Here is an 18,600-nt window from a genome sequence, read left to right as displayed (position 1 = left end):
CCCGACCGCGAGGCGGCACCTCAGGGTCAACAAGCGACGCTGATTACGCTAGCGCCGAGAGCAACGATGCGGCAACAAGATCAAAAAATTCAACGCGAACGCCGCGACACCAGCAAGATCGCCAGCAGCGCGAGCGCGGCGGCCACCGCGGCGGCCGCGTAGCCGGTGGCCGGATCGGCGGGATCGCCGCCGCCCCACCGCCAGCAGAACGACCCGATCGGCGGGCCCATGGCGAAGCCGAGGTTGAGGGTGAGCGAGGAGGTCGCGCCGACGGTCGCCTCCCGACCGGGACCGGCGGCGGCCATCACGGCGGCCTGGCAGGGGCCGGCGAGGATCCCGGTGCCGGCGCCGACCAGCGCCAGCCGCCAGGCGACGTCGGCCGGCCCCCACCCCGGCGCCGCGCCCACCAGCGTGAGCGTGCCGGCCAGCATGACCGCCGTACCAGCCAGGCCCGCCAGGTGGTGGCCCCAGCGGTCGCCGACGAACCCGCCGACCGGGGCGAAGGCCACCATGCCCGCCGGGAACGCCAGCAGCGCGACCCCGGTGACCGCGGCGCTCGTGTGCAGCCCGTCGGCCAGGTGGAACGGGGACAGGAACCCGATGGCACCGCTGACGATCCCGCCGAGGCACGAGGCCAGCAGCCAGTACCGGGGCACCGGGTCGGCGAACACGGCCGTCGCCGACCGCGCGTCCGGTCGCCGTGCCCAGACGGCCACCGCGACCACGGCCAGCACCAGCAGCGACACCCCGGCCAGCGGCAGGGGCCGAGGCGGGCCCAGTTCCTGGAGGGCGAGCAGCAGCGCCGCCCCGCCGGCCCCGAGCAGGCCGGCGTCCAGCAACCAGGACCGCCTCGGCGGCGTGAGTCCGGCCCCGCCGGCCGGGATGGAGCGCATACCGAGCCAGCCGGCGAGCAGGCAGACCGGCACGTTGACCAGGAACACCGACGGCCAGCCGAACGCCTCGATCAGCAGGCCGCCCACGGGTGGGCCGGCGGCCGCGCCCAGCGGTCCGAGGGCGGCGACCAGGCCGATGGCCCGGCCGAGCACCTCGACGCGTACCGACCGGGCGACGGTCGCCAGCACCAGCGCGGAGATCAGCGCGCCGAACACGCCCTGCAGCACCCGCGCGGCGACCATCGTGGCGAGCCCGCCGGCCAGGGCGACCAGCACGCTCGCCGCGCCGAAACCGAGCACGGCCAACCCGAAGGCCGGCCGTTTGCCGACGGTGTCGGCCCACCGGCCGGCGGGCAGACCGAGCGCGACCAGCGGCAGCACGTAGCCGAGCACCGCCCACTGCACGACGTCGGGGCCGACGCCGAAGTCCCTGCTCAGGGTCGGCAGGGCGACCCCGACGATGGTCATGTCGGCGGCGGTGACGAACACCGTGAGGCCGACCGCCACCACCGCGCCCCACCGGTCGGCCGCCGGCGCGGTGACCGGTTCGCCGGTGGTCATTCGTCCCGAAGGGCGCCGCGCACCAGCCGGCCGGCGGTGGCGGCGACCCTGGCGCCGTAGGCGCGCGCGGCCGAGAGCTCCTCCTCCGACGGGCCGGGCCGGCCGATCGAGGCCAGCGCCGAGACGCCGTAGGGGTTGCCGGCCGCGCGCGACGCCTCGCCGAGGTAGCCGGGCGAGACGTACAGGGCGCCCCAGTGGTGGAACACGTGGGACAGCGCCAGCAGCGTGGACTCGTGGCCGCCGTGGGCGGTGCCGACGCTGGCGAACCCGCCGACGACCTTGTCGGCCAGTTCGTCGGCGAACCACAGCGGGCCGGTGGTCTCCAGGAACCGCATCAGCGGGGTGGCGATGTTGCCGTAGCGGGTGGGGGTGCCGAGCATGATCGCGTCGGCCCAGCGCAGGTCCTCGTGGGTCGGCGGGGCGAGGTGGTCGGTGGCGGCGAGGTTGTCGGCCCAGTCCTGGCGGCCGGCGACGATCTCGGCCGGGGCGGTCTCCTCCGCGCGGCGCAGCCGGACCTCACCGCCGGCCTTCTCCGCGCCCTCGGCCACCGCCTCGGCCAGCCGGCGGGTGGTGCCGCCCGCACTGTAGTAGGCCACCAGCACGGTGATCGCCATTCGCTCCCCTTCCCCGCTGACCAACGGCGAGGTTCACGCTAGCATATAGTTAGCCGGGTAAATACTTCACTGAGGAGTCGTGAATGGAACTGGGACTACGTGGTCGCGCGGTGCTCGTCACCGGCGGTTCGTCCAACATCGGAGCGGCCACCGCCGTTGCCTTCGGCCGTGAGGGTGCACGGGTTTCCCTGACGTACAAGAACAACAAGGAGGCCGCCGAGAAGATCGCCGCGCAGGTCGAGCAGGCCGGCGGCCAGGCCCACATCCTGGCCTTCGACCTGGAGGACGCCCAGGCGCCGGCGCGGCTGATCGAGGAGGTCACCACGCGCTGGGGCGGACTGGACGTCCTGGTGAACAACGCGGTCCGCTGGGCCGACCACAACCCGGTCGAGGGCCCGAGGCTGTTCGCCGACGAGCCCGACGACAACTGGGTGACGCTGATCGACGCCAACCTGACCGCGCAGCTGCACGTGCTGCGGGCCGCGCTCCCGGCGGTGCGCGCCAGCGACGGCGGCCGGATCGTCAACGTCTCCACCTCCCTGGTCGAGCGCGGCATGGTCGGCTCGGTCGCCTACACCGCGGCCAAGTCCGGCCTCTACGGTGCCAGCCGCAGCCTCGCCTGGGAGGTCGGCGACGACGGCGTGCTGGTCAACGTGGTGATGCCGGGCTGGGTCATCGACGGCAAGGACCTGCCCTTCGAGATCCCGCAGGACATCATGGACGAGCAGACCTCGCGCCTGCCGACCAGGCGGCTGCCCTCCTGCCAGCACGTCGCCGACACCGTCGTGTTCCTGTCCTCGCAGGCCAACCAGAGCATCACCGGCGAGATCGTGCGGGTCACCGGCGGCACCTCCTGACCCAGGGTGTCGCACCCGAAGGGCCCGCCACCGGTTCCCGGTGGCGGGCCCTTCTCCCTGTGGAGATGACCGACGATCAGCGCGGCACGGCCTCCAGCACGCTCTCCGCCCGGGGGTCCGCGCCCCGCGCGTGGCGCACCTCGACGACCCGGAAACCCGCGCGCCCCAACAGGTCCCGCAGTTCGGCCTCGGTCCGGTAGCGGCCGCCGAGGACCATCAGCATGCCCAGGTCGGCCATCCGCCCCGGGTTGAAGCCCGGCCGGTCGGCCAGCAACGCGTCGAACACCATCAGCCGCGCGCCCGGCGTCATCGCCCGCCGCAGGTTGCCCAGGATGGTCAGCGTCTGCTCGTCGTCGAAGTCGTGCAGCACCCGGGAGATCGTGTAGACGTCGCCGCCGGCCGGCACCTCGTCGAAGGCGCTCCCGCCGACCACCCTGATCCGGTCGGCCAGACCGAGACGCTCCACGTTGGCCCGCGCGTCGGCCGAGGACTCCGGCAGGTCGTAGAGCACGCCGGTCAGCCCCGGACGCCCGGAAAGCGCTTGTGCCAACAGGGAGCCGGTACCGCCACCGACGTCCACGACCACGCCCTCGGTGCCGAAGTCGCACTGGCCGACCACCACCGGGACCGTCGTGCGCTCCCCCATGGCGGCGTCGAAGGTCGCCCTGGCCTCCGGGTCCAGGGCGATGTGCTCGAAGTAGGGCCGGCCGTACACCTTGTCGAAGGCCGGTTTGCCGGTCCGCGCGGTGTGCAGCGCCTCCGCGCACGCGGCGTAGGCCTCCTCGCCGTGCAGCACCGCGATGTAGCGGTGGGTGTCCGCGACGGTCGAGCGCAGGTACTCGGCGGGGCCGTTGAGCGCGAACCGGCCGGTCTCCGGCTCCTCGAACACGCCCGCCGAGATCAGCGCGCGCAGGAACCTGGCCAGCGCGGCCGGGTCGGCGCCCACCCGCTTGGCCAGCGTGTCGATGTCGGTCGGGCCCTCGGCCAGCGCGTCCGCGACGTCCAGCTTCGCCACGACGTAGAGCGCCTGTTGCAGCCAGGCGCCGAACATCAGGCGCATGATGACCGACCGGTCGGCTACCTGTGTCATGCCGTTCTCCTCACGAGCTTTCCCAGTGGTAGAAGGACGTCGCCATGGCGTCGGCGGGCGAGCGCCAGGTCGCCGGGTCGTAGGGGGTGATGTGCGCGTCGAGGTCGTCGGACAGCCGGCGGAACAGCGGGTCCGCGCGCAGTTCGTCGACCCGGGGCGCGACCTCGCCGTCGGCCTCGATCAGGTGGAAGTACAGGTCCTGGTAGCGGAACAGGGTCCGGGAGCGGACCCCGACCCTGGCCGGCAGCGCGGTGGCGTCCGAGGCGGCGAACAGGCCGGCGACCGCCGGCCCCGACCCCTCGGCCATCCGCGCGACGATCAGCGTGCGGTGCACGTGATCCCCCTTTCGGTTGTCAGACAAGGAAGACCGGCGCCGGCAGACCCAGCTCGATCCGGCCGAGCCGCTTGAGCGCCTCCTGGCCGAACGCGACGTGCTGGGCGGCGGCGTGGATGTCGCGGAAGCAGCGCTGCAACGGGTGCGTCGCGTAGATCGAGCTGGCGCCGCAGGAGTGCAGCGCGGTCTCCACGACCTCGCGCGCGGTCTCCATCGCGTGCAGCACCGAGGCCGCCAGCCGCGCGCGCACCGCGGGCTCGGCGTGCCCGGTCGACTCGACGACCTCGGTGAGGCGGCCCAGCGACTCCACGACCAGCGCGCGGGCCGCCCGAAGCCGCGACTCGCAGCGCACGATCGCGGCCTGCACCACCGGTTCCTCGGCCATCGATGTGCCGGCCGGCTGCTTGACCCTGCGGTGCGCGGCCACGTGGAACTCGTCCAGCGCCCGGCGGCCGACCCCCAGCGGGAACCCGGCCATCATGGTCATCAGGAAGCTGAACATCGACGCCCCGTACAGCGGGCCGGGCAGCCGCGCCGGCTCGAAGAACGGGTCGGCGGTGAACTCCCGGGGCACCAGGGAGCCGGTCACGGTGACGTCGTGGCTGCCGGTGCCGCGCAGCCCGGCGACCCGCCAGGTGTCCACGACGGTCACCTCCGAGGACGGCACGAACGCCATCCGCTGCACCGGCCGGCCCGACTCGTCGGTCACCGGCACGCCGTCGCGGGTGACCACGAAGCCGGCCATCAGCCAGTCGCTGTGCGCGCAGCCGCTGGTGAACGGCCACCGCCCGGACAGCAGGTACCCGTCGGGGGTCTGTTCGCCGCGCCCGGCCGGGGCCATCGAGCTGGCGACGACCGGCCGCGGGGTGTGCGCGACGACCTCGCTGGCGGTGGCCGGGTCGAGCCAGGCCAGGAAACCCGCGCCCTGCCCGATGAGCAGCGTCCAGCCGGCCGACGGGTCGGCGCGGGCGATCTCCTCCACCACCTCCACCACGGTCAGCGGCGCGCACTCCGCGCCGCCCAGCGTCCGGGGCAGCGCCAGCCCGAACAGGCCGCTGTCCCGGAAGCGGTCGACCAGGTCGGGCGGCAGGCCGCGCGCCTGCTCGATCTCCGCGCCGCGCCCGTCCAGTTCGACGGCCACCAGCCGGGCGGTGTCCAGCGGGGACGCGGCGACACCGGTTGCGTTGTTCACGAGTCAGGTCTCCTCTCACACCTGGAAGATCGCCGGGGGGACGGGCAGGCCGAACCAGGTGCGGGCGAGCCGTTCCCGGGAGTCGGCGGAGAAGGCGATGTGCTGGCCGGCGGCGTGCAGGTCGCGCAGGCAGCGCTGCAACGGCGAGTCGTCGAACAGCGCCGACGCGCCGGCCTGGCGGAAGGCCCGGCTCACGATGTCGCGGCCGACGTCGAAGGCGTGGATCGTGGCCGCCGCCAGCTCCGCACGCAGCCTCGGCGTGAGCTCCCGGCCGGACTCGACCGTGCGCCACACCTCGTCGGCCACGGCGTGGACGCCGGCCCGGGCGGCGTTGAGCGCGGCGGTGGCGGCCACCAGGTCGGTGTTCACCAGTGGGTCGGCCAGCAGGGTCTCGCGCGCGCCGACCCGCTGCTTGCCGGTGGCCAGCACGGTCAGCTCGTCCAGTGCCCTGGCCGCGACCCCGAGCGGGAACCCGGCGAACAGCACCATCAGCACGTTGTACGGCGAGAGCCGGTACAGCGGGCCGGGGTGGTGGGACGGCTCGGAGTACGGCACGGCCGTGCGCCCGACCGGCACCACCGCCTCGGTCACCGCCACGTCGTGGCTGCCGCTGCCGGACAGGCCGGCCACGTGCCAGGTGTCGTGCACGGTGACCTGGTCGGGCAGGAAGAACCCGACGCGCATCAGCGGCCGGCCGTCGCGGATCACCGGCCGGCCGCCCTCGGTGACCACGAACCCGCCCATCAGCACGTCGGCGTGCCGGCAGCCGCTGGAGAACGGCCAGCGCCCGGTGACCCGGTAGGCGGTGCCGTCCTCGACCAGCTCGCCCGTGCCCAGCGGCGCCATCGACCCGGCCAGCACCGGTGAGGGCGTGCGGTCGACGATGGCGCGCGCGGCGGCGGGGTCCAGCCAGGCCAGAAAGGCCGAGGTGTTGCCGATGAGCACCGACCAGCCGGCCGACGCGTCGGCCCGGGACACCGCCTCGATCACCGGGATCAGCTCCCCCGGCGGGCTTTCCAGCCCGCCGAGGGCGCGCGGCAGGCCCAGGGCGAACAGGCCCGCCTCGCGCAGCCGCTCGACCAGTTCGGCCGGTAGCGTCCGCTCGGTCTCGGCGCGGGCGGCGAAGGCGGTGACGGCGCCGGCGAGCGCCGTGGCCGCGGTCAGCGGCCGCAGGGCCGTCGCGGTCACGTGGCGTTCGCCTCCGCCTCGAGCCGGGTGCGGATGAGGTCGAGCTGGATCGTGGAGTTGGCGTTGATCCGGTTGGTCATGCCGGCGTCGTCGACCGGGGCGTCGGGGCGCATCGCGAACTCCTGTTCCCAGCGCATCAGCACCCCGCCGTCGACCTCCCGGTAGGTCCAGCGGATGTTCATGTGCTGGAAGGGACCTGGCTCGACGCGGCGGGCGTTGACCGTGCGGGTCCGCTCGTCGGCCGCGCGTTCGGACACCCACGACCAGACCCGGCCCTGCTCGTCGGGGTGCATGGTGAGCCGGAAGCGGATCACGCCGTCGTGCTCGGTGAGGATCTCGGCCTTGGCGTACTCGCTGAACAGCTCCGGCCAGCCGGCGACGTCGTTGGTCCGCGACCACACCAGGTCCATGGGGGCGGCGATGACCACCTCGTTGTCGGTGCGCGCCATGTCAGAGGGCCACCTTCCGCAGGCTGTCGTTGACCACGGCCAGGAACACCGTGAGCGTCTCGATCTGCTGGGCGTCGTCGGGCAGCGCGACGCCCCGGCCGCGCTCGATCGCGGTGATCACGCCGAGCAGGCCCAGCGAGTCGACGCCGACGCTGTCGAAGGTGGTGGTGTCGTCGACGCCGTCGGGGTCGATGGTGGCGCCGGTCGCGGCCAGCAGCCCGGCCAGTTCGGCGGCGGTCATGTCGGTGTCGTTGATGTCGCTGTCAGGCATGGAGACTCCTTCAGTTGTCGGTGTGTGCTGGCGAACTGAGGACGAGCGCGGAGGTGAAGCCGCCGAACCCCCTGGCGAGCAGCAGCGCGTGGCGCAGCGGCACGTCCCTGGCCCGGCCGGTGACCAGGTCGAGGTCGTGGTCGAGGTCGGCGCCGGTGACGCCGGGGGTGGGCGGGATCCGGCCGGTGGCCAGCGCCAGCGCGGCGGTGGCCACGTCCAGCGCGCCGGTGCCCGAGTAGGCCCGGCCCAGGCCAGCCTTGGGGGCGGTGACCGGGACGGCGCCGACCGTGGCGGCCAGCGCCGCGACCTCGGCGGCGTCGGCGCCGGGCACACCCATGGCGTCGGCGAACACCACGTCGACCTCCCGCGCCGGCACGCCCGCGTCGGCCAGGGCGAGCCGGATGGCGGCGGTGAGCGCCTCGGTGCTCAGTGCCCAGTCGTCGCCGCCGGCGAAGGTGGCGGCGTGGCCGGCGACCCGCGCCAGCGCCGGGGCGCCCCGCCGCGCGGCGTGCTCGTCGTCCTCCAGGACGAGAACCGCGCCGCCCTCGCCCGGCAGGTAGCCGCCGGCGTCGCGGGCGAAGGGCCGGTAGCCGCCGGTCTCGGCGAGCAGACCGGAGGGCAGCTGGCAGGTCAGCGCGTACGGGCTGACCGGTGCCTCGGTGCCGCCGCACACCTGGACCCGGCAGCCGCCCCGGATGGCGGTGCGGGCGTGCGCGACCGCGTCCAGCCCGCCGGCCGACTCGGTGGACAGCACCGCGCACGGCCCGCGCAGGTTGTGCGCGATGGAGATCTGCCCGGTCGACGCCGCGTAGAACCAGGCGATCGACTGGTACGGCCCGACGAACCGGGGCCCCTGGGCCCACAGCGCCTGGATCTCCCGCTGCCCGAAGGCGTTGCCGCCGGAGGAGGCCGAGGTGGTGACGCCGATGTCGAACGGGTCGTGCGCGGCGGGGTCCAGCCCGGCGGCGTCCAGCGCCTGACGGGTGGCGACCAGCGCGAACTGGGTCCACAGGTCGGTCTGCACGACGACCCTCGGGTCGATCAGGCCCGTCGGGTCGAACTCCCGGACCTCGCCGGCCTCGCGCACCGGGTAGCCGGCCGGGTCGAACCGGCTGATCGGCCGGACGCCGCTGTCCCCGGCCAGGGTCGCCGCCCAGAACTGGTCGGCCCCGGACCCGGTCGGCGCCACCACGCCCAGGCCGGTGACCACCACGCCGGTCACGAGCGACCCCGCCGTCCGGCCGCGTCGAGCACCACCGCTGACTGGAACCCGCCGAACCCGCTGCCGACGCTGAGCACCAGGTCGGTGGCGGTCTCGCGGGCCTGGTTGGGCACGTAGTCCAGGTCGCAGTCGGGGTCGGGGTGGGTGTAGTTCGCCGTCGGCGGCAGCACCCCCCGGTCCATGGCCAGCACGCAGGCGACGAGTTCGAGGCTGCCGATCGCGCCCAGCGAGTGGCCGATCATCGACTTGATCGAGCTCATCGGCGTGGCGCGGGCGTGCCCGCCGAGGCTGCGTTTCACCGCGGCCGTCTCGTGCCGGTCGTTCTGCTTGGTGCTCGACCCGTGCGCGTTGACGTAGCCGACCTCGTCGGGGTTGGCGTGCGCGTGGTCGAGCGCGGCGGTGATCGCCCTGGCCATCTCGACGCCCTCGGTGGTCAGGCCGGTCATGTGGTAGGCGTTGCCGAACGTGGCGAACCCGCCGATCTCGCAGTACACGGTCGCGCCCCGGCGCCGTGCGTGTTCCAGTTCCTCCAGTACGAGCACCGCCGCGCCCTCGCCAAGGACGAACCCGTCGCGGGTGGCGTCGAACGGGCGGGAGGCGCGCTCCGGCTCGTCGTTGCGGGTGCTGGTGGCCTTGATCGCGTCGAAGCAGGCGACGGTGATCGGCGAGATCGGGGCCTCCGCCGCGCCGGTGACCACCACGTCGGCGCGGCCGTCCTCGATGAGCGCGGCGCCGTGGCCGACGGCGTCGAGCCCGGAGGTGCACCCGGTGGACACGGTCATCACCGCTCCCCTGGCCCCGCACGCGGTGGCGACCTCGGCGGCCAGCGTGCTGGGCACCAGCGCGGGGTAGAGGTGCGGGTGGGCGAGCGCCGGGTCGACCAGCCAGTCCCGCCCGCCTCCCGAGACCACCACGTACTCGTCCTCCAGCAGGGTGGTCGAGCCGACGGCGGTGCCCATGCTGACGGCGGTGCGCCACGGGTCGGCCCCGGCGGTGTCGAGCCCGGCGTCCTCGACGGCCTCGCGGGTGGCGACGAGTCCCAGTTGGACGTGCCGGTCGACGCGGTGCGTGTCCTGCTCGCGCAGGCCCTCGGCGATCGGGTCGAAGTCGCACTCGGCGGCGATCCGGGAGCGGAAACCGGTGGGGTCGAACAGGGTGATGCCCCGGGTGGCCGTGCGGCCGAGGGTGAGCAGCTCCCAGAACGCCTTGACCCCGATGCCGCCGGGGGCGACGGCGCCGATCCCGGTGACCGCGACCCGCCTGCTCATCGCGCCGGCTCGGTGTCGACGTGCCCCAGCTCCGGGCGCGGGGCCAGCGGCCCGAGCTGGAACACCGCGCGCACGTCGACCTGGCCGGTGTTGCGCAGCCGGTGGCGGGTGCCCGGCGGGACGAGCAGCGCGTCACCGGCGCGCAGGGTGCGGGCCTGGCCGTCGAGGTCGACGGTCAGCTCGCCGGCGACCACGTACAGGAACTCCTCGCTGTAGGGGTGGTAGTGCTCGGCGATCCGTTCGCCGGGCGCCAGTTCGGCCACGCCCATAAACCCGGAGGTGGTGGCGGCGTTGCGCGGGCTGAGCAGGGTGCGGATCACCCCGCCCCGGCGGCGGTCGGCCGGGATGTCGGTCTCGTGGACCTGGTGGACCGGCCGGTCGGCCGGCCGCTGGTGCACCGCGTCGGTGGCGGTCTTCATGTCGGTCTCCATGTGCTGGATCTCCTTCTACAGCCGGAAGAGCCGTTCGGCGTTGCCGCTGTGGACGGCCTGGCGGTCTCCCTCGCCGATGGGCAGGTCGTCGATCGCCGCGATGACCGGCGACTCCATGCCGGCCAGGGGTGGGGAGTCGGTGCCGAGCAGGATCCGGTCGGCGCCGAAGACCTCCAGGTTGGCCCGCAGCCCCACCGCGCTGGGCGAGGACGTGTCCACCCACAGCCGCCGCAGGTACTCGCTGGGCGGGCGGGTCAACGGCAGCGGGCGCCGTGGGGCGCGCCCCCAGTGCGGGGCGTGGTAGATCAGGTCGAGCTTCTCCGGCAGCAGCGCGAGCGCGCCGCCGGCCGCGGTGGCGACCAGGTCGAGGCCGGGGTACTTCTCCAGCCAGCCGCCGAGCACACAGCACGCGACGCCGACGGTCACGTCGCAGAACCGGCCGAGTTGCTCGACGAACCGCAGGTCGCTCAGCCCGGCGCCGGCGGCCGGCTGGGCGGGCGCGTGCAGCATGACCGGCGCGCGCATCCCGTCGGCCATGGCGAAGAAGTCGTCGGCGGCCGGGTCGTCGAGGTAGCGCCCGGCGACGCTGGTGTTCACCACGAACCCGACGAACCCGCCGCCGGTGAACGTCTCCAGCGCGGCGGCCAGGTGCCTGTCCCCGCCGAACGGGTTGACGTACACCAGCGCCCGCAGGTGGTCGGGGTACTCGGCGACCTGCCCGGCGAGCCAGTCGTGGAACTCGCGCAGCGTGTCCTCGGTCTGGGCGTAGTTGTCCACGCCGGGGACCGGGACCATCGCCCCCGCCCCGACGGGGCTGCCGACCACGGTCAGCTCGATGCCCACCGCGAGCTTGCGTTCGATCATCCCCTCGACGTCGCCGAGGCTGCGCGGCATGGGGAACCGGGCGATCGACTCCGGCGGGCTGATGTGCCCGTGGACGTCGACGCTCACCGCGCCCCCACCCGCGCGCCGGTGAGCTGTTCGACGATGGCCGCACAGTCCTGTTCGCCGAGGCCCCGGCCGACGGCGGCGGCGTGGCTGATGGCCGAGGCGGCGGTCATCGGCAGGTCGGTGCCGCCGGCCTGGGCCACGGCCAGCGCCAGGTCCTTGGCCATGTGCCGCAGGCGGAAGTCGGGGCGTTCGTAGTCGCGGCCAACCATCCTGGCGGCCTTGAACCGCATCACCGGCGCCGCGAACCCGCTGCCGGTGATCGTGTCCAGGACCAGTTGGCGGTCCAGGCCGGCGGCGCCGCCGAGGGCCACCGCCTCGGCGAGGACCTGCATCTCCACGCCCATCACCAGGTTCATGACCAGCTTCAGCGCCATCCCGTCGCCCAGCGCACCGACGTGGCGCACCTGCTGGCCGAGTGCGGCCAGCACCGGTTGTGCCTGGCGCACCAGGGAGTCCGGGCCGCCGACGTACCAGCGCAGCAGGCCGTCGCGCGCGTGCTGGCCGTTGCCGAGCACCCCGGCGTCCACCAGCGGCCCGCCCAGCTCCCGCACGGTCGCCGGCGCCACCGTGGTCGCGTTGACCACCAGCGGCGGCGCGGCGGCGAACACCCCGTCGGGGCCGGTGAGCACCGCGCGCAGCGCGTCGTCGTCGGCCACCGACACCAGGACCAGGTCGGCGCCCCGGGCGGCGTCGGCCGGGGTCGCGGCGGTGACGACCGGGCCGGGTGTGCGGTTGTACGCGCGGACGGTGGCGCCCTGATCGGTCAGCCGGTGCGCCATGCCCGAGCCCATGGTGCCCAGGCCGATCACCGCGACCGTCCACCCTGACAGCGGGCTCACCGGGTGACCGTCTCGGCCTGGCGGTGGGTCACCAGCGCCAGCCGCTGCTCGGCGAAGAACCGGCCGAACCCGTCCTCGGTGGTCAGGTCCCAGCCGGGTTCGAGCAGCGGGGTCAGCGCCGAGGTGGCCGGCCGGCCGATGACCGTGCGGCCGAGGTGCTCGGCGGCCTGGTCGAGGGTCCCGACGAAGTCGGCGACCCGGACCAGCAGGTCACCGTGCCGGAACACGGTCGTACTGGCCAGCACCGTGGTGGTCTCGGCGCCCAGCAGCGACCGGGCTCCCTTGATCACCTCGGCCGCCTCGGCGGCCCGGCCCGGTGCCACCGGGTAGCGCAGCGCGATCCGGATCCGGTCCCCGGAGGAGGGCAGCAGCCGGGGTTCGGTGACCCGGTGGATCACCCTGGTCATCATGGCGCGGGCGAAGAAGCCCCGGACCGCGTCCTGGTCGCCGAGGTCCCTCGGTTCGGCCAGCAGCGGGTTGAGCGCGGTCTCGGTCTCGCGGATCGCCGGCTGCGTCGACAGGTGCCGCATGATCAGCGGCAGTGGCCCGTCGACGTCCATCACCCGCACCACGTGGTGGCGCCAGAAGAAGACCGACGTGCCCAGCAGCCGCGCGCCGCCGTCGATCTCGGTGTCCGGGCGCGGGTAGCCGGCGAGCACCTGCCGGGCCGCCCGCTCGGTGCCCGGCCGCACGGCGAAGGTCAGTGCGTGTCGTTCCATGAGAACGCCTCCTGGTCGGTGGTCGGGGAGTTCCAGTCCGCCAACAGCTCCAGCTCGTCGAGCCGGGCCTCGGTGCGCCGCTGCCACACCCGGCGCGGGGTCGCCCGCAGCACCAGGTCGCGCACGCGGGTGGCGACCGGCGAGTCCAGGTGGTGCAGCCGCCCGAGCTGGCGGGCCTCGGCGACGATCTCCTCGGCGGCCGGCGCCCGGCGGGCCTGGTAGGCGTCCAGCGCGCGCCGCCGGGCCCGGGGGTCGGTCAGGTCGACGCCGCGCAGCGCGGTGGCCAGCGCGAGCGCGTCGAGCAGCGCCTGCGACGCGCCCTGCCCGGTGGTCGGCTGCATCGGGTGCACGGCGTCGCCCAGCAGCACGGTGGCGCCGGTGTGCCAGGTGGACACCGGGTCGCGGTCGTGGATGGGGGTGCGCAGCACGGTGTCGGGGTCGGTGGCGTCGAGCAGGGTGGTGGCCACCGGCGGGGCGCCGGCGAACTCGCGCCACGGGTCGTCGCCGCGCGCCAGGGTCGCCACCCAGTAGGTGCGTCCGCCCGGCAGCGGCCAGGCGCCGAAGGACCGGCCGGAGCCCACGACGTGCACGGCCGTGCCGCCCGCGACGGGAGCCACGGTGGTCTCGGCGGTGCCGCGCCAGGAGACGTAGCCGGCGTCGACCGGCGGGGTGTGCTCGCCGGTGACGTGCGGGCGCACGGCGGAGTGCAGGCCGTCGGCGCCGACGAGCAGGTCGCCGTGCACGGCCGAGCCGTCGGTGAGGTGGGCGGTCACCCCGGTGGCGTCCTCGGTGACGCCGGTGACGGTCGCGCCGGTGGTGGCGGCCGGCGCGGCGGCGCGCAGCGCGGACATCACCGTGGCCCTGGGCACGGTCACGCTCGGCACGCCCAGGCGTGCGGCGACCTGTTCCAGCGACCAGCCGGCCAGTGGCCGCCCGCGCCAGGACACCAGCAGGTACTCGCGGACCGGGATGCCGTCGGCCAGCACGGGTCGCGCCACGCCCAACGCCCGCAGGGCGAGCCCGGCGTTGGACTGCACGCCCAGCGCCGCCCCACCCGTTCCGTCCTGTGTGGACTTCTCGAGCAGGGTGACCCGGTGGCCGGCCTGGCGCAGCGCGATCGCCGCCGCCAGCCCGCCGACACCGGCACCGGCGACGATGACCTCGCTCACCGCGCCACCGCCGCGGTGGTCTCCCGGTGGACGGTGAACCGCAGCGACTGCCGCTCGGCGACGTGGGCCATCATCGGCGCGGCCGCCGTGCGGTGCTCGGGAGTGCGCTCCCAGGCGAGGAAGTCCGCCTCCGACCGCCACAGGCTGGTGATCACCCACTGCTCGGGGTCCGTTGTGGACTGACAGACCTGGTCGCCACGATGCCCCGACACGGCGGCGACCTGCCAGCGGACCTGTTCGTAGGCGCGCAGGAACTCCCGCTGCGAGTCCGGCCGCAGCCGGAGCATGAACAGCACGCGGTAACCGTGTTCCTCACTCATCATGACCTCCGGGATCTCAGGCGACCTGTTCCCAGCCACCGGAACGGTGGCTGCGGTGCACGGCGTCGGACACGGCGGCGACCGCCCAGGCGTCCAGGATCGTCGGGTGTCCGTTGTGGACACCGCTGGTGATGGACTCGACGAAACTGGTGGCCAGCCCCGCCCACTTGCGCAGCCCGACCTCCCGGGGCGTGTTCGCCCCGGACGCCGCCGTGCCGGGGACCTCGACCCGCACCGGGTCCTCGCCGTGGCGGTGCAGCCACACCCCGGCCGGCCCGCGCCACACCAGCGCGCCGCGCTCGCCGAAGAGGGTGACCTCGTCGTCCACCGGCCCCGGCAGGTGCCAGGCCTCCCAGAACCGGGCCCGCACACCGTTGTCGAAGTCGGCGCTGAACTCGTAGCCGGTGTCGGCGGTGACCGGGACCCGCTCGCCGGTGAACGCGGCGCCGTCGTTGTCCCGCGCCCAGGCGAACGCCTCGGTGATGTCGTGGAACCGGCGGGGCGCGGCGGCGTCGGCGAGGTCGTGCGCCAGACGTCCGCGCACCCGCGTGATCTCACCGCCGACCAGCCAGCGGGCACGGTCGATGACGTGGCTGCCGTGCTGGGCCAGCGCGCCGCCGCCCTCGTCGGCCTGGTACATCCAGGTCGCCGGCAGCTGCGGGACGCCAAGCGGGCAGGTCGACTGGATCTCCACCAGCGCGCCGATCGCGTCCTGCGCCACCAGTTCCCGCACCCGGACCAGACCCGGGTCGTCACGCCAGATGAACCCGCTGGCGTGCCGGACCCCGGACGCGGTCACGGCGTCCACGATGGAGCGTGCGTGGCCGATGTCGGCGGCCAGCGGCTTGTCGCACAGCACGTGCCGCCCGGCGGCCACCGCGCGGCGCACCGCTTCCAGGTGCGCGCCGGGCGGGGTGGCGACCGAGACGACGTCGACCGCGTCGATCAGCTCGTCGAGCGAGTCGGTGACCAGCGGGATGCCGTACTGGCTGGCCCGGTCCCGCGCGCGGTCCAGCGTGCGGCTGGAGATGGCGACCAGCTCGGCTCCCTCGGTGCGGTGGAAGCCCTCCAGGTGCAGGCCCGCGCCCCACCCCGCCCCCAGCACGCCGACCCGAACGGTACTCGACACGTGTCCTCCTTGGTGTTTCGTCGGGGATGTCAGCCGGCGACGCCGGCCGGCTCGCGGCACAGCAGCGCGGCGAACGCGGCGATCCGCTGTCCCAGGTACCGCGCGGCGTCCAGCGCGACGTCGTCGACCGAGCCGTCGCGGTGCGCCCTGGCGGACACGCCGTAGGGGTTGCCGCCGGCCCGGCGGACGGCGGGGTCGGCGTAGCCGGCGGGGACGATCAGGCTGCCCCAGTGGTAGACGCTCTGGAACAGGGCGAGCAGCGTGCTCTCGTGCCCGCCGTGCTCCGACCCGGCCGCGGTGAACCCGGCGACGACCTTGTTCGACAGCTTTTCCTGCTGCCACAACGGCCACGCGCCGTCGATGAGCCGCTTCACCGGGGTGGCGACGTTGCCGAAACAGGCCGGTGTGCCGAACACGACGCCGTCGGCCCATTCCAGCGCGGCCAGGGCGTCGGCCAGTGACCCTGAGTCGCTGGCCGGCAGCTCGGTGGTCCGCACCTGCGCCCCGGAGCCGGCGGCCCCCGCGCACACGGACTCCGCGAGGCGACCGATGGTCCCGCCGGAACTGTAATAAATGATCGCCACGCGAGTCATGTCGAAACTCCCTGCGCCCATTGGTTGGCGATTCTTCTGCATTCGACAATTACCGAGTCGCTGACCGGTGTCAAGAAATTCCGTTACGGACGGAACGCCCCCGGATCGCTACCCTGAAACGGATTCGACCCGTATTCGAGTGACTTGCCCGTCACCTCTCCGCGCCGGTAACTTCGGATGAGTTGATTACCCGACTCAAGGAGTGATGTCATGGACATCGGTATTGGCCTGCCCTCGACCATTCCTGGTTTCACCGGCGCCGAGGTCGTCGAGTGGTCCCGGCGCGCGGAGGCCGAGGGCTTCTCCTCGCTGGCCGTCCTGGACCGGCTCGTCTACGGCAACGGCGACCCGCTGACGGTGCTGGCCGCCGCCGCGTCGGTGACCGTCCGGATCGGACTGGCCACGACCGTGCTGGTGGCCCCCTACCGCCCCAGCGCCACCCTGCTCGCCAAGCAGGCGGCGACCGTCGACCACCTGTCCGGCGGCCGGCTCACGCTGGGCCTGGGGGTCGGTGGCCGGGCCGACGACTTCGAGGCGACCGGCGCGTCCTACCACGACCGGGGACAGCGTTTTCCCGCTCTGGTCAAGGAAATGCGGGCCGCCTGGTCCTCGCCGGAGATCGGTCCCGCCCAGCCCTCGATCCCGATCCTGCTGGGCGCCCGCGCCGATCCGGCCATCCACCGCGTCGGGGAACTCGCCGACGGCTGGATCGCCACCGGCGGCCGGGCCGACATGTTCAGCGCGCTGGCCCCCAAGGTCCACGAGTCCTGGGCCGCCCACGCCCGGCCCGGTTCGCCCCGGATGACCGCCATCGCCTACTTCGCCCTGGGCGCCCAGGGCGCCGACGACGCGCGCGAGCACCTGCTCGACTACTACGACTTCCTCGGCGAGTTCGCCAGGTTCACCGCCGCCAACGCCCTCACCACCCCCGAGGCGGTCCGCGACGCGGTCGACGCGTTCACCGCCGCCGGCTGCGACGAGCTGGTCCTGCACCCGTGCTCGGCCAACCCCGACCAGGTCACCCTGCTCGCCAAGGCCCTGTCCTGACCGGGGCCGTCCCCGGCTGAGTGGCTCAGCCGGGGACGGTCGAGTCGAGCTGGGTCCCGGTCAGCTCCCACAGGCGCGCCCGCGCGCCAGGATCGGCGGCCAGCGGCGGCGGCGCCGACCATTCCCCGGCGTCGAGGAAGCCGCCCGAGGTCCCGGTGAACCCGGGCAGCAGCGGCGCGGCCACCCACCGCGCCCCCGAGTCGGCCGAGTTCACCGCGCCGCCGAAACTCTCCCGCACCAACCGGGTGTCCACATAGCCCGGATTCACCGCGAACACCGACCGGTGCGGCGCCCGCGCCGCCAGCTCGACCGAGAACATCGTCAGCGCGAGCTTCGACTGCCCGTAGGCCACCACCCGGTCCCAGCCCTCGACCAGCCCCGGATCGTCCCAGCGCAGCGACGCGCGCATGCCGGACACGACGTTCACCACCACCGGCGCGTCGACCAAACCGGTCAGCACGAACGGCGCCAGGTAGTTCACCGCCCAGTGCAGCTCGTGCCCGTCGGCCGACACCCGGCGCTCGTGCTCGACGTCGTTGCCGGCGAACAGCCCGGCGTTGTTGACCAGACCGTCGAGCCGCCCCACCGTCCGGGCCAGCGCCCGCACCGCCGCCAGCGACGACAGGTCCGCGTGCACCGGGACGACCCGCGCGCCGTCGACCTCCCCCCGCACGGACCCGGCCGCGCGCTCGGCACGCTCCGGGGTCCGCCCGTGGACCAGCACCTCCCGGCCGGCGGCCGCCAGCCGCACCGCGCAGGCGTACCCGATGCCCGAGCTCGCCCCGGTGACCAGAACCGCCACCTCAGTCCACCGGCCACAACGTCGCGCGGCGCCGCTCGTAGGCACCGAGCCACTCCCCGTGGTAGGCGGTGCGCGCTGCCTCGCCGAACCCGTCGAGCGCCAGCTCGACCAGCCCCGCGTCCATCCCCTCGGCGATCCACGGCAGCAGGAACGGGAACAGCCCGGCCTCCTCCAGCTCGCGGGTCGTGCGCAGCTCCATGCCGGCCCACTCGTCGCGGGAGAAACAGTCGGCGATCAGCGGCACGAGTTCGCGTTCCTCGGCGTCGAGGTGGGTGCGCACGATCTCCTCCAGCTGCACCGCCAGCGCCGCCGCCCGCCGCCGGTCGGCCCCGGAGCGCAGCCGGGGCATCGCCAGCGCGGCCTGGTCGAGCAGGTCGTCGAGGCGGACGTGGTCGTGTTCGAGGGCGCGCATGGCCTCCCGGCTCGCCGGGAACACCTCGGCCACCCGGGGGAAGATCGCCCGGTCCTCGTTCTCGTGGTGGTGGTCCAGCACGGCCGACAGGCCGGCCCAGTGCTCGGCCAGCGCGGCGGCCTCGTCCTCGTCGAGCGGCCGGGTCGAGTTGAGCAGTTCGCGCAGCCGGGCGAAGTCACGCCGGAAGCACTCGTGGGCGCGGAGGAACGGCAGCAGGTCGAGCTCGGTCATCATGTCCGTTGGCACGCG

The 18,600-nt window shown here is 74.2% G+C and carries 22 protein-coding genes; 2 read left to right on the top strand and 20 right to left on the bottom strand.

Going from position 1 to position 18,600, the window contains the following annotated elements; all coding sequences use genetic code 11:
• Positions 1-89: 89 nt before the first annotated feature.
• A complete protein-coding gene (locus BLA60_RS05720; protein ID WP_075131679.1) occupies positions 90-1,454 on the bottom strand; it encodes an MFS transporter in 1,365 nt (454 codons plus the stop codon).
• Positions 1,451-2,068 (bottom strand): NAD(P)H:quinone oxidoreductase, encoded by a 618-nt coding sequence (gene wrbA, locus BLA60_RS05715; RefSeq protein WP_075131678.1) that lies wholly within the window; start codon positions 2,066-2,068, stop codon positions 1,451-1,453. Before wrbA ends, BLA60_RS05720 begins: the two co-directional genes overlap by 4 nt.
• Positions 2,069-2,151: 83 nt before the next feature.
• Between wrbA and BLA60_RS05710 the strand changes: the two genes are divergently transcribed.
• The gene (locus tag BLA60_RS05710) at positions 2,152-2,925 is read left to right on the top strand and encodes an SDR family NAD(P)-dependent oxidoreductase (protein ID WP_075131677.1); all 774 of its coding nucleotides are present in this window, start codon (positions 2,152-2,154) and stop codon (positions 2,923-2,925) included.
• 76 nt (positions 2,926-3,001) lie between these two features.
• On the opposite strand, the gene BLA60_RS05705 is transcribed toward BLA60_RS05710, so the two are convergent.
• Genes BLA60_RS05705 through BLA60_RS05630 form a run of 16 tightly spaced genes read right to left on the bottom strand, consistent with a single transcriptional unit; the run spans position 3,002 to position 16,090 of the window.
• On the bottom strand, positions 3,002-4,015 hold the full coding sequence (locus tag BLA60_RS05705; protein ID WP_075131676.1) for a methyltransferase: 1,014 nt from the start codon (positions 4,013-4,015) through the stop codon (positions 3,002-3,004).
• 10 nt (positions 4,016-4,025) lie between these two features.
• On the bottom strand, positions 4,026-4,349 hold the full coding sequence (locus BLA60_RS05700) for a TcmI family type II polyketide cyclase (protein ID WP_075131675.1): 324 nt from the start codon (positions 4,347-4,349) through the stop codon (positions 4,026-4,028).
• Between the two features lie 19 nt (positions 4,350-4,368).
• Positions 4,369-5,541, bottom strand: coding sequence for an acyl-CoA dehydrogenase family protein (locus tag BLA60_RS05695; protein ID WP_084734686.1), 1,173 nt, complete (start codon positions 5,539-5,541; stop codon positions 4,369-4,371).
• 15 nt (positions 5,542-5,556) lie between these two features.
• The gene (locus BLA60_RS05690; RefSeq protein ID WP_075131674.1) at positions 5,557-6,729 is read right to left on the bottom strand and encodes an acyl-CoA dehydrogenase family protein; all 1,173 of its coding nucleotides are present in this window, start codon (positions 6,727-6,729) and stop codon (positions 5,557-5,559) included.
• Positions 6,726-7,178: an SRPBCC family protein gene (locus BLA60_RS05685; RefSeq protein WP_075131673.1), complete on the bottom strand. Its 453-nt coding sequence runs from the start codon at positions 7,176-7,178 to the stop codon at positions 6,726-6,728. Before BLA60_RS05685 ends, BLA60_RS05690 begins: the two co-directional genes overlap by 4 nt.
• A gap of 1 nt (position 7,179) precedes the next feature.
• Positions 7,180-7,449, bottom strand: a complete 270-nt coding sequence (locus BLA60_RS05680) for an acyl carrier protein (RefSeq protein WP_245811839.1) — start codon at positions 7,447-7,449, stop codon at positions 7,180-7,182.
• 10 nt (positions 7,450-7,459) lie between these two features.
• Positions 7,460-8,671 carry a beta-ketoacyl synthase N-terminal-like domain-containing protein gene (locus BLA60_RS05675; protein WP_075131672.1) on the bottom strand — a complete coding sequence of 404 codons (1,212 nt, stop codon included), beginning with the start codon at positions 8,669-8,671 and terminating at the stop codon, positions 7,460-7,462.
• Positions 8,668-9,939, bottom strand: coding sequence for a beta-ketoacyl-[acyl-carrier-protein] synthase family protein (locus tag BLA60_RS05670; RefSeq protein WP_075131671.1), 1,272 nt, complete (start codon positions 9,937-9,939; stop codon positions 8,668-8,670). The genes BLA60_RS05675 and BLA60_RS05670 overlap by 4 nt, the downstream gene beginning before the upstream one ends.
• Positions 9,936-10,370, bottom strand: a complete 435-nt coding sequence (locus BLA60_RS05665; RefSeq protein ID WP_084734685.1) for a cupin domain-containing protein — start codon at positions 10,368-10,370, stop codon at positions 9,936-9,938. Before BLA60_RS05665 ends, BLA60_RS05670 begins: the two co-directional genes overlap by 4 nt.
• Positions 10,371-10,385: 15 nt before the next feature.
• Positions 10,386-11,321, bottom strand: coding sequence for an amidohydrolase family protein (locus BLA60_RS05660; protein ID WP_075131670.1), 936 nt, complete (start codon positions 11,319-11,321; stop codon positions 10,386-10,388).
• Positions 11,318-12,160 (bottom strand): NAD(P)-dependent oxidoreductase, encoded by an 843-nt coding sequence (locus BLA60_RS05655; RefSeq protein ID WP_211288617.1) that lies wholly within the window; start codon positions 12,158-12,160, stop codon positions 11,318-11,320. The genes BLA60_RS05660 and BLA60_RS05655 overlap by 4 nt, the downstream gene beginning before the upstream one ends.
• Positions 12,157-12,879, bottom strand: coding sequence for a SchA/CurD-like domain-containing protein (locus tag BLA60_RS05650; RefSeq protein WP_075131669.1), 723 nt, complete (start codon positions 12,877-12,879; stop codon positions 12,157-12,159). The genes BLA60_RS05655 and BLA60_RS05650 overlap by 4 nt, the downstream gene beginning before the upstream one ends.
• Positions 12,861-14,048, bottom strand: coding sequence for an FAD-dependent monooxygenase (locus tag BLA60_RS05645; protein ID WP_075131668.1), 1,188 nt, complete (start codon positions 14,046-14,048; stop codon positions 12,861-12,863). The genes BLA60_RS05650 and BLA60_RS05645 overlap by 19 nt, the downstream gene beginning before the upstream one ends.
• Complete coding sequence (locus tag BLA60_RS44175; RefSeq protein ID WP_075132070.1) at positions 14,045-14,368, bottom strand: antibiotic biosynthesis monooxygenase family protein; 324 nt, start codon at positions 14,366-14,368, stop codon at positions 14,045-14,047. The genes BLA60_RS05645 and BLA60_RS44175 overlap by 4 nt, the downstream gene beginning before the upstream one ends.
• Positions 14,369-14,384: 16 nt before the next feature.
• Positions 14,385-15,497 (bottom strand): Gfo/Idh/MocA family protein, encoded by a 1,113-nt coding sequence (locus tag BLA60_RS05635; RefSeq protein ID WP_075131667.1) that lies wholly within the window; start codon positions 15,495-15,497, stop codon positions 14,385-14,387.
• A gap of 29 nt (positions 15,498-15,526) precedes the next feature.
• On the bottom strand, positions 15,527-16,090 hold the full coding sequence (locus BLA60_RS05630; RefSeq protein ID WP_075131666.1) for an NAD(P)H-dependent oxidoreductase: 564 nt from the start codon (positions 16,088-16,090) through the stop codon (positions 15,527-15,529).
• 210 nt (positions 16,091-16,300) lie between these two features.
• Between BLA60_RS05630 and BLA60_RS05625 the strand changes: the two genes are divergently transcribed.
• The gene (locus tag BLA60_RS05625; RefSeq protein ID WP_075131665.1) at positions 16,301-17,137 is read left to right on the top strand and encodes an LLM class flavin-dependent oxidoreductase; all 837 of its coding nucleotides are present in this window, start codon (positions 16,301-16,303) and stop codon (positions 17,135-17,137) included.
• A gap of 25 nt (positions 17,138-17,162) precedes the next feature.
• Here the strand turns inward: BLA60_RS05625 and BLA60_RS05620 are convergent, their stop codons facing one another.
• Together BLA60_RS05620 and BLA60_RS05615 are read right to left on the bottom strand one after the other, a co-directional pair.
• Positions 17,163-17,939 (bottom strand): SDR family NAD(P)-dependent oxidoreductase, encoded by a 777-nt coding sequence (locus BLA60_RS05620; protein WP_075131664.1) that lies wholly within the window; start codon positions 17,937-17,939, stop codon positions 17,163-17,165.
• Between the two features lies 1 nt (position 17,940).
• The gene (locus BLA60_RS05615; RefSeq protein WP_154814149.1) at positions 17,941-18,597 is read right to left on the bottom strand and encodes a hemerythrin domain-containing protein; all 657 of its coding nucleotides are present in this window, start codon (positions 18,595-18,597) and stop codon (positions 17,941-17,943) included.
• Positions 18,598-18,600: the final 3 nt, after the last annotated feature.

Origin of the sequence: Actinophytocola xinjiangensis (assembly GCF_001921215.1) — a bacterium.
GTDB lineage: Bacteria > Actinomycetota > Actinomycetes > Mycobacteriales > Pseudonocardiaceae > Actinophytocola > Actinophytocola xinjiangensis.
Note: the sequence above shows the minus strand (reverse complement) of the source record. Positions and strands in the feature narration are given on the sequence as shown.

Bases quoted from the DNA above. Each gene is read 5' to 3' on its own strand.
- BLA60_RS05685 (WP_075131673.1), bottom strand. From the start codon at position 7,178: ATGGCGCGCACCGACAACGAGGTGGTCATCGCCGCCCCCATGGACCTG.
- BLA60_RS05650 (WP_075131669.1), bottom strand. From the start codon at position 12,879: ATGGAACGACACGCACTGACCTTCGCCGTGCGGCCGGGCACCGAGCGG.
- BLA60_RS44175 (WP_075132070.1), bottom strand. From the start codon at position 14,368: ATGAGTGAGGAACACGGTTACCGCGTGCTGTTCATGCTCCGGCTGCGG.
- BLA60_RS05705 (WP_075131676.1), bottom strand. From the start codon at position 4,015: ATGACACAGGTAGCCGACCGGTCGGTCATCATGCGCCTGATGTTCGGC.
- wrbA (WP_075131678.1), bottom strand. From the start codon at position 2,068: ATGGCGATCACCGTGCTGGTGGCCTACTACAGTGCGGGCGGCACCACC.
- BLA60_RS05665 (WP_084734685.1), bottom strand. From the start codon at position 10,370: ATGGAGACCGACATGAAGACCGCCACCGACGCGGTGCACCAGCGGCCG.
- BLA60_RS05670 (WP_075131671.1), bottom strand. From the start codon at position 9,939: ATGAGCAGGCGGGTCGCGGTCACCGGGATCGGCGCCGTCGCCCCCGGC.
- BLA60_RS05625 (WP_075131665.1), top strand. From the start codon at position 16,301: ATGGACATCGGTATTGGCCTGCCCTCGACCATTCCTGGTTTCACCGGC.
- BLA60_RS05720 (WP_075131679.1), bottom strand. From the start codon at position 1,454: ATGACCACCGGCGAACCGGTCACCGCGCCGGCGGCCGACCGGTGGGGC.
- BLA60_RS05630 (WP_075131666.1), bottom strand. From the start codon at position 16,090: ATGACTCGCGTGGCGATCATTTATTACAGTTCCGGCGGGACCATCGGT.
- BLA60_RS05680 (WP_245811839.1), bottom strand. From the start codon at position 7,449: ATGCCTGACAGCGACATCAACGACACCGACATGACCGCCGCCGAACTG.
- BLA60_RS05710 (WP_075131677.1), top strand. From the start codon at position 2,152: ATGGAACTGGGACTACGTGGTCGCGCGGTGCTCGTCACCGGCGGTTCG.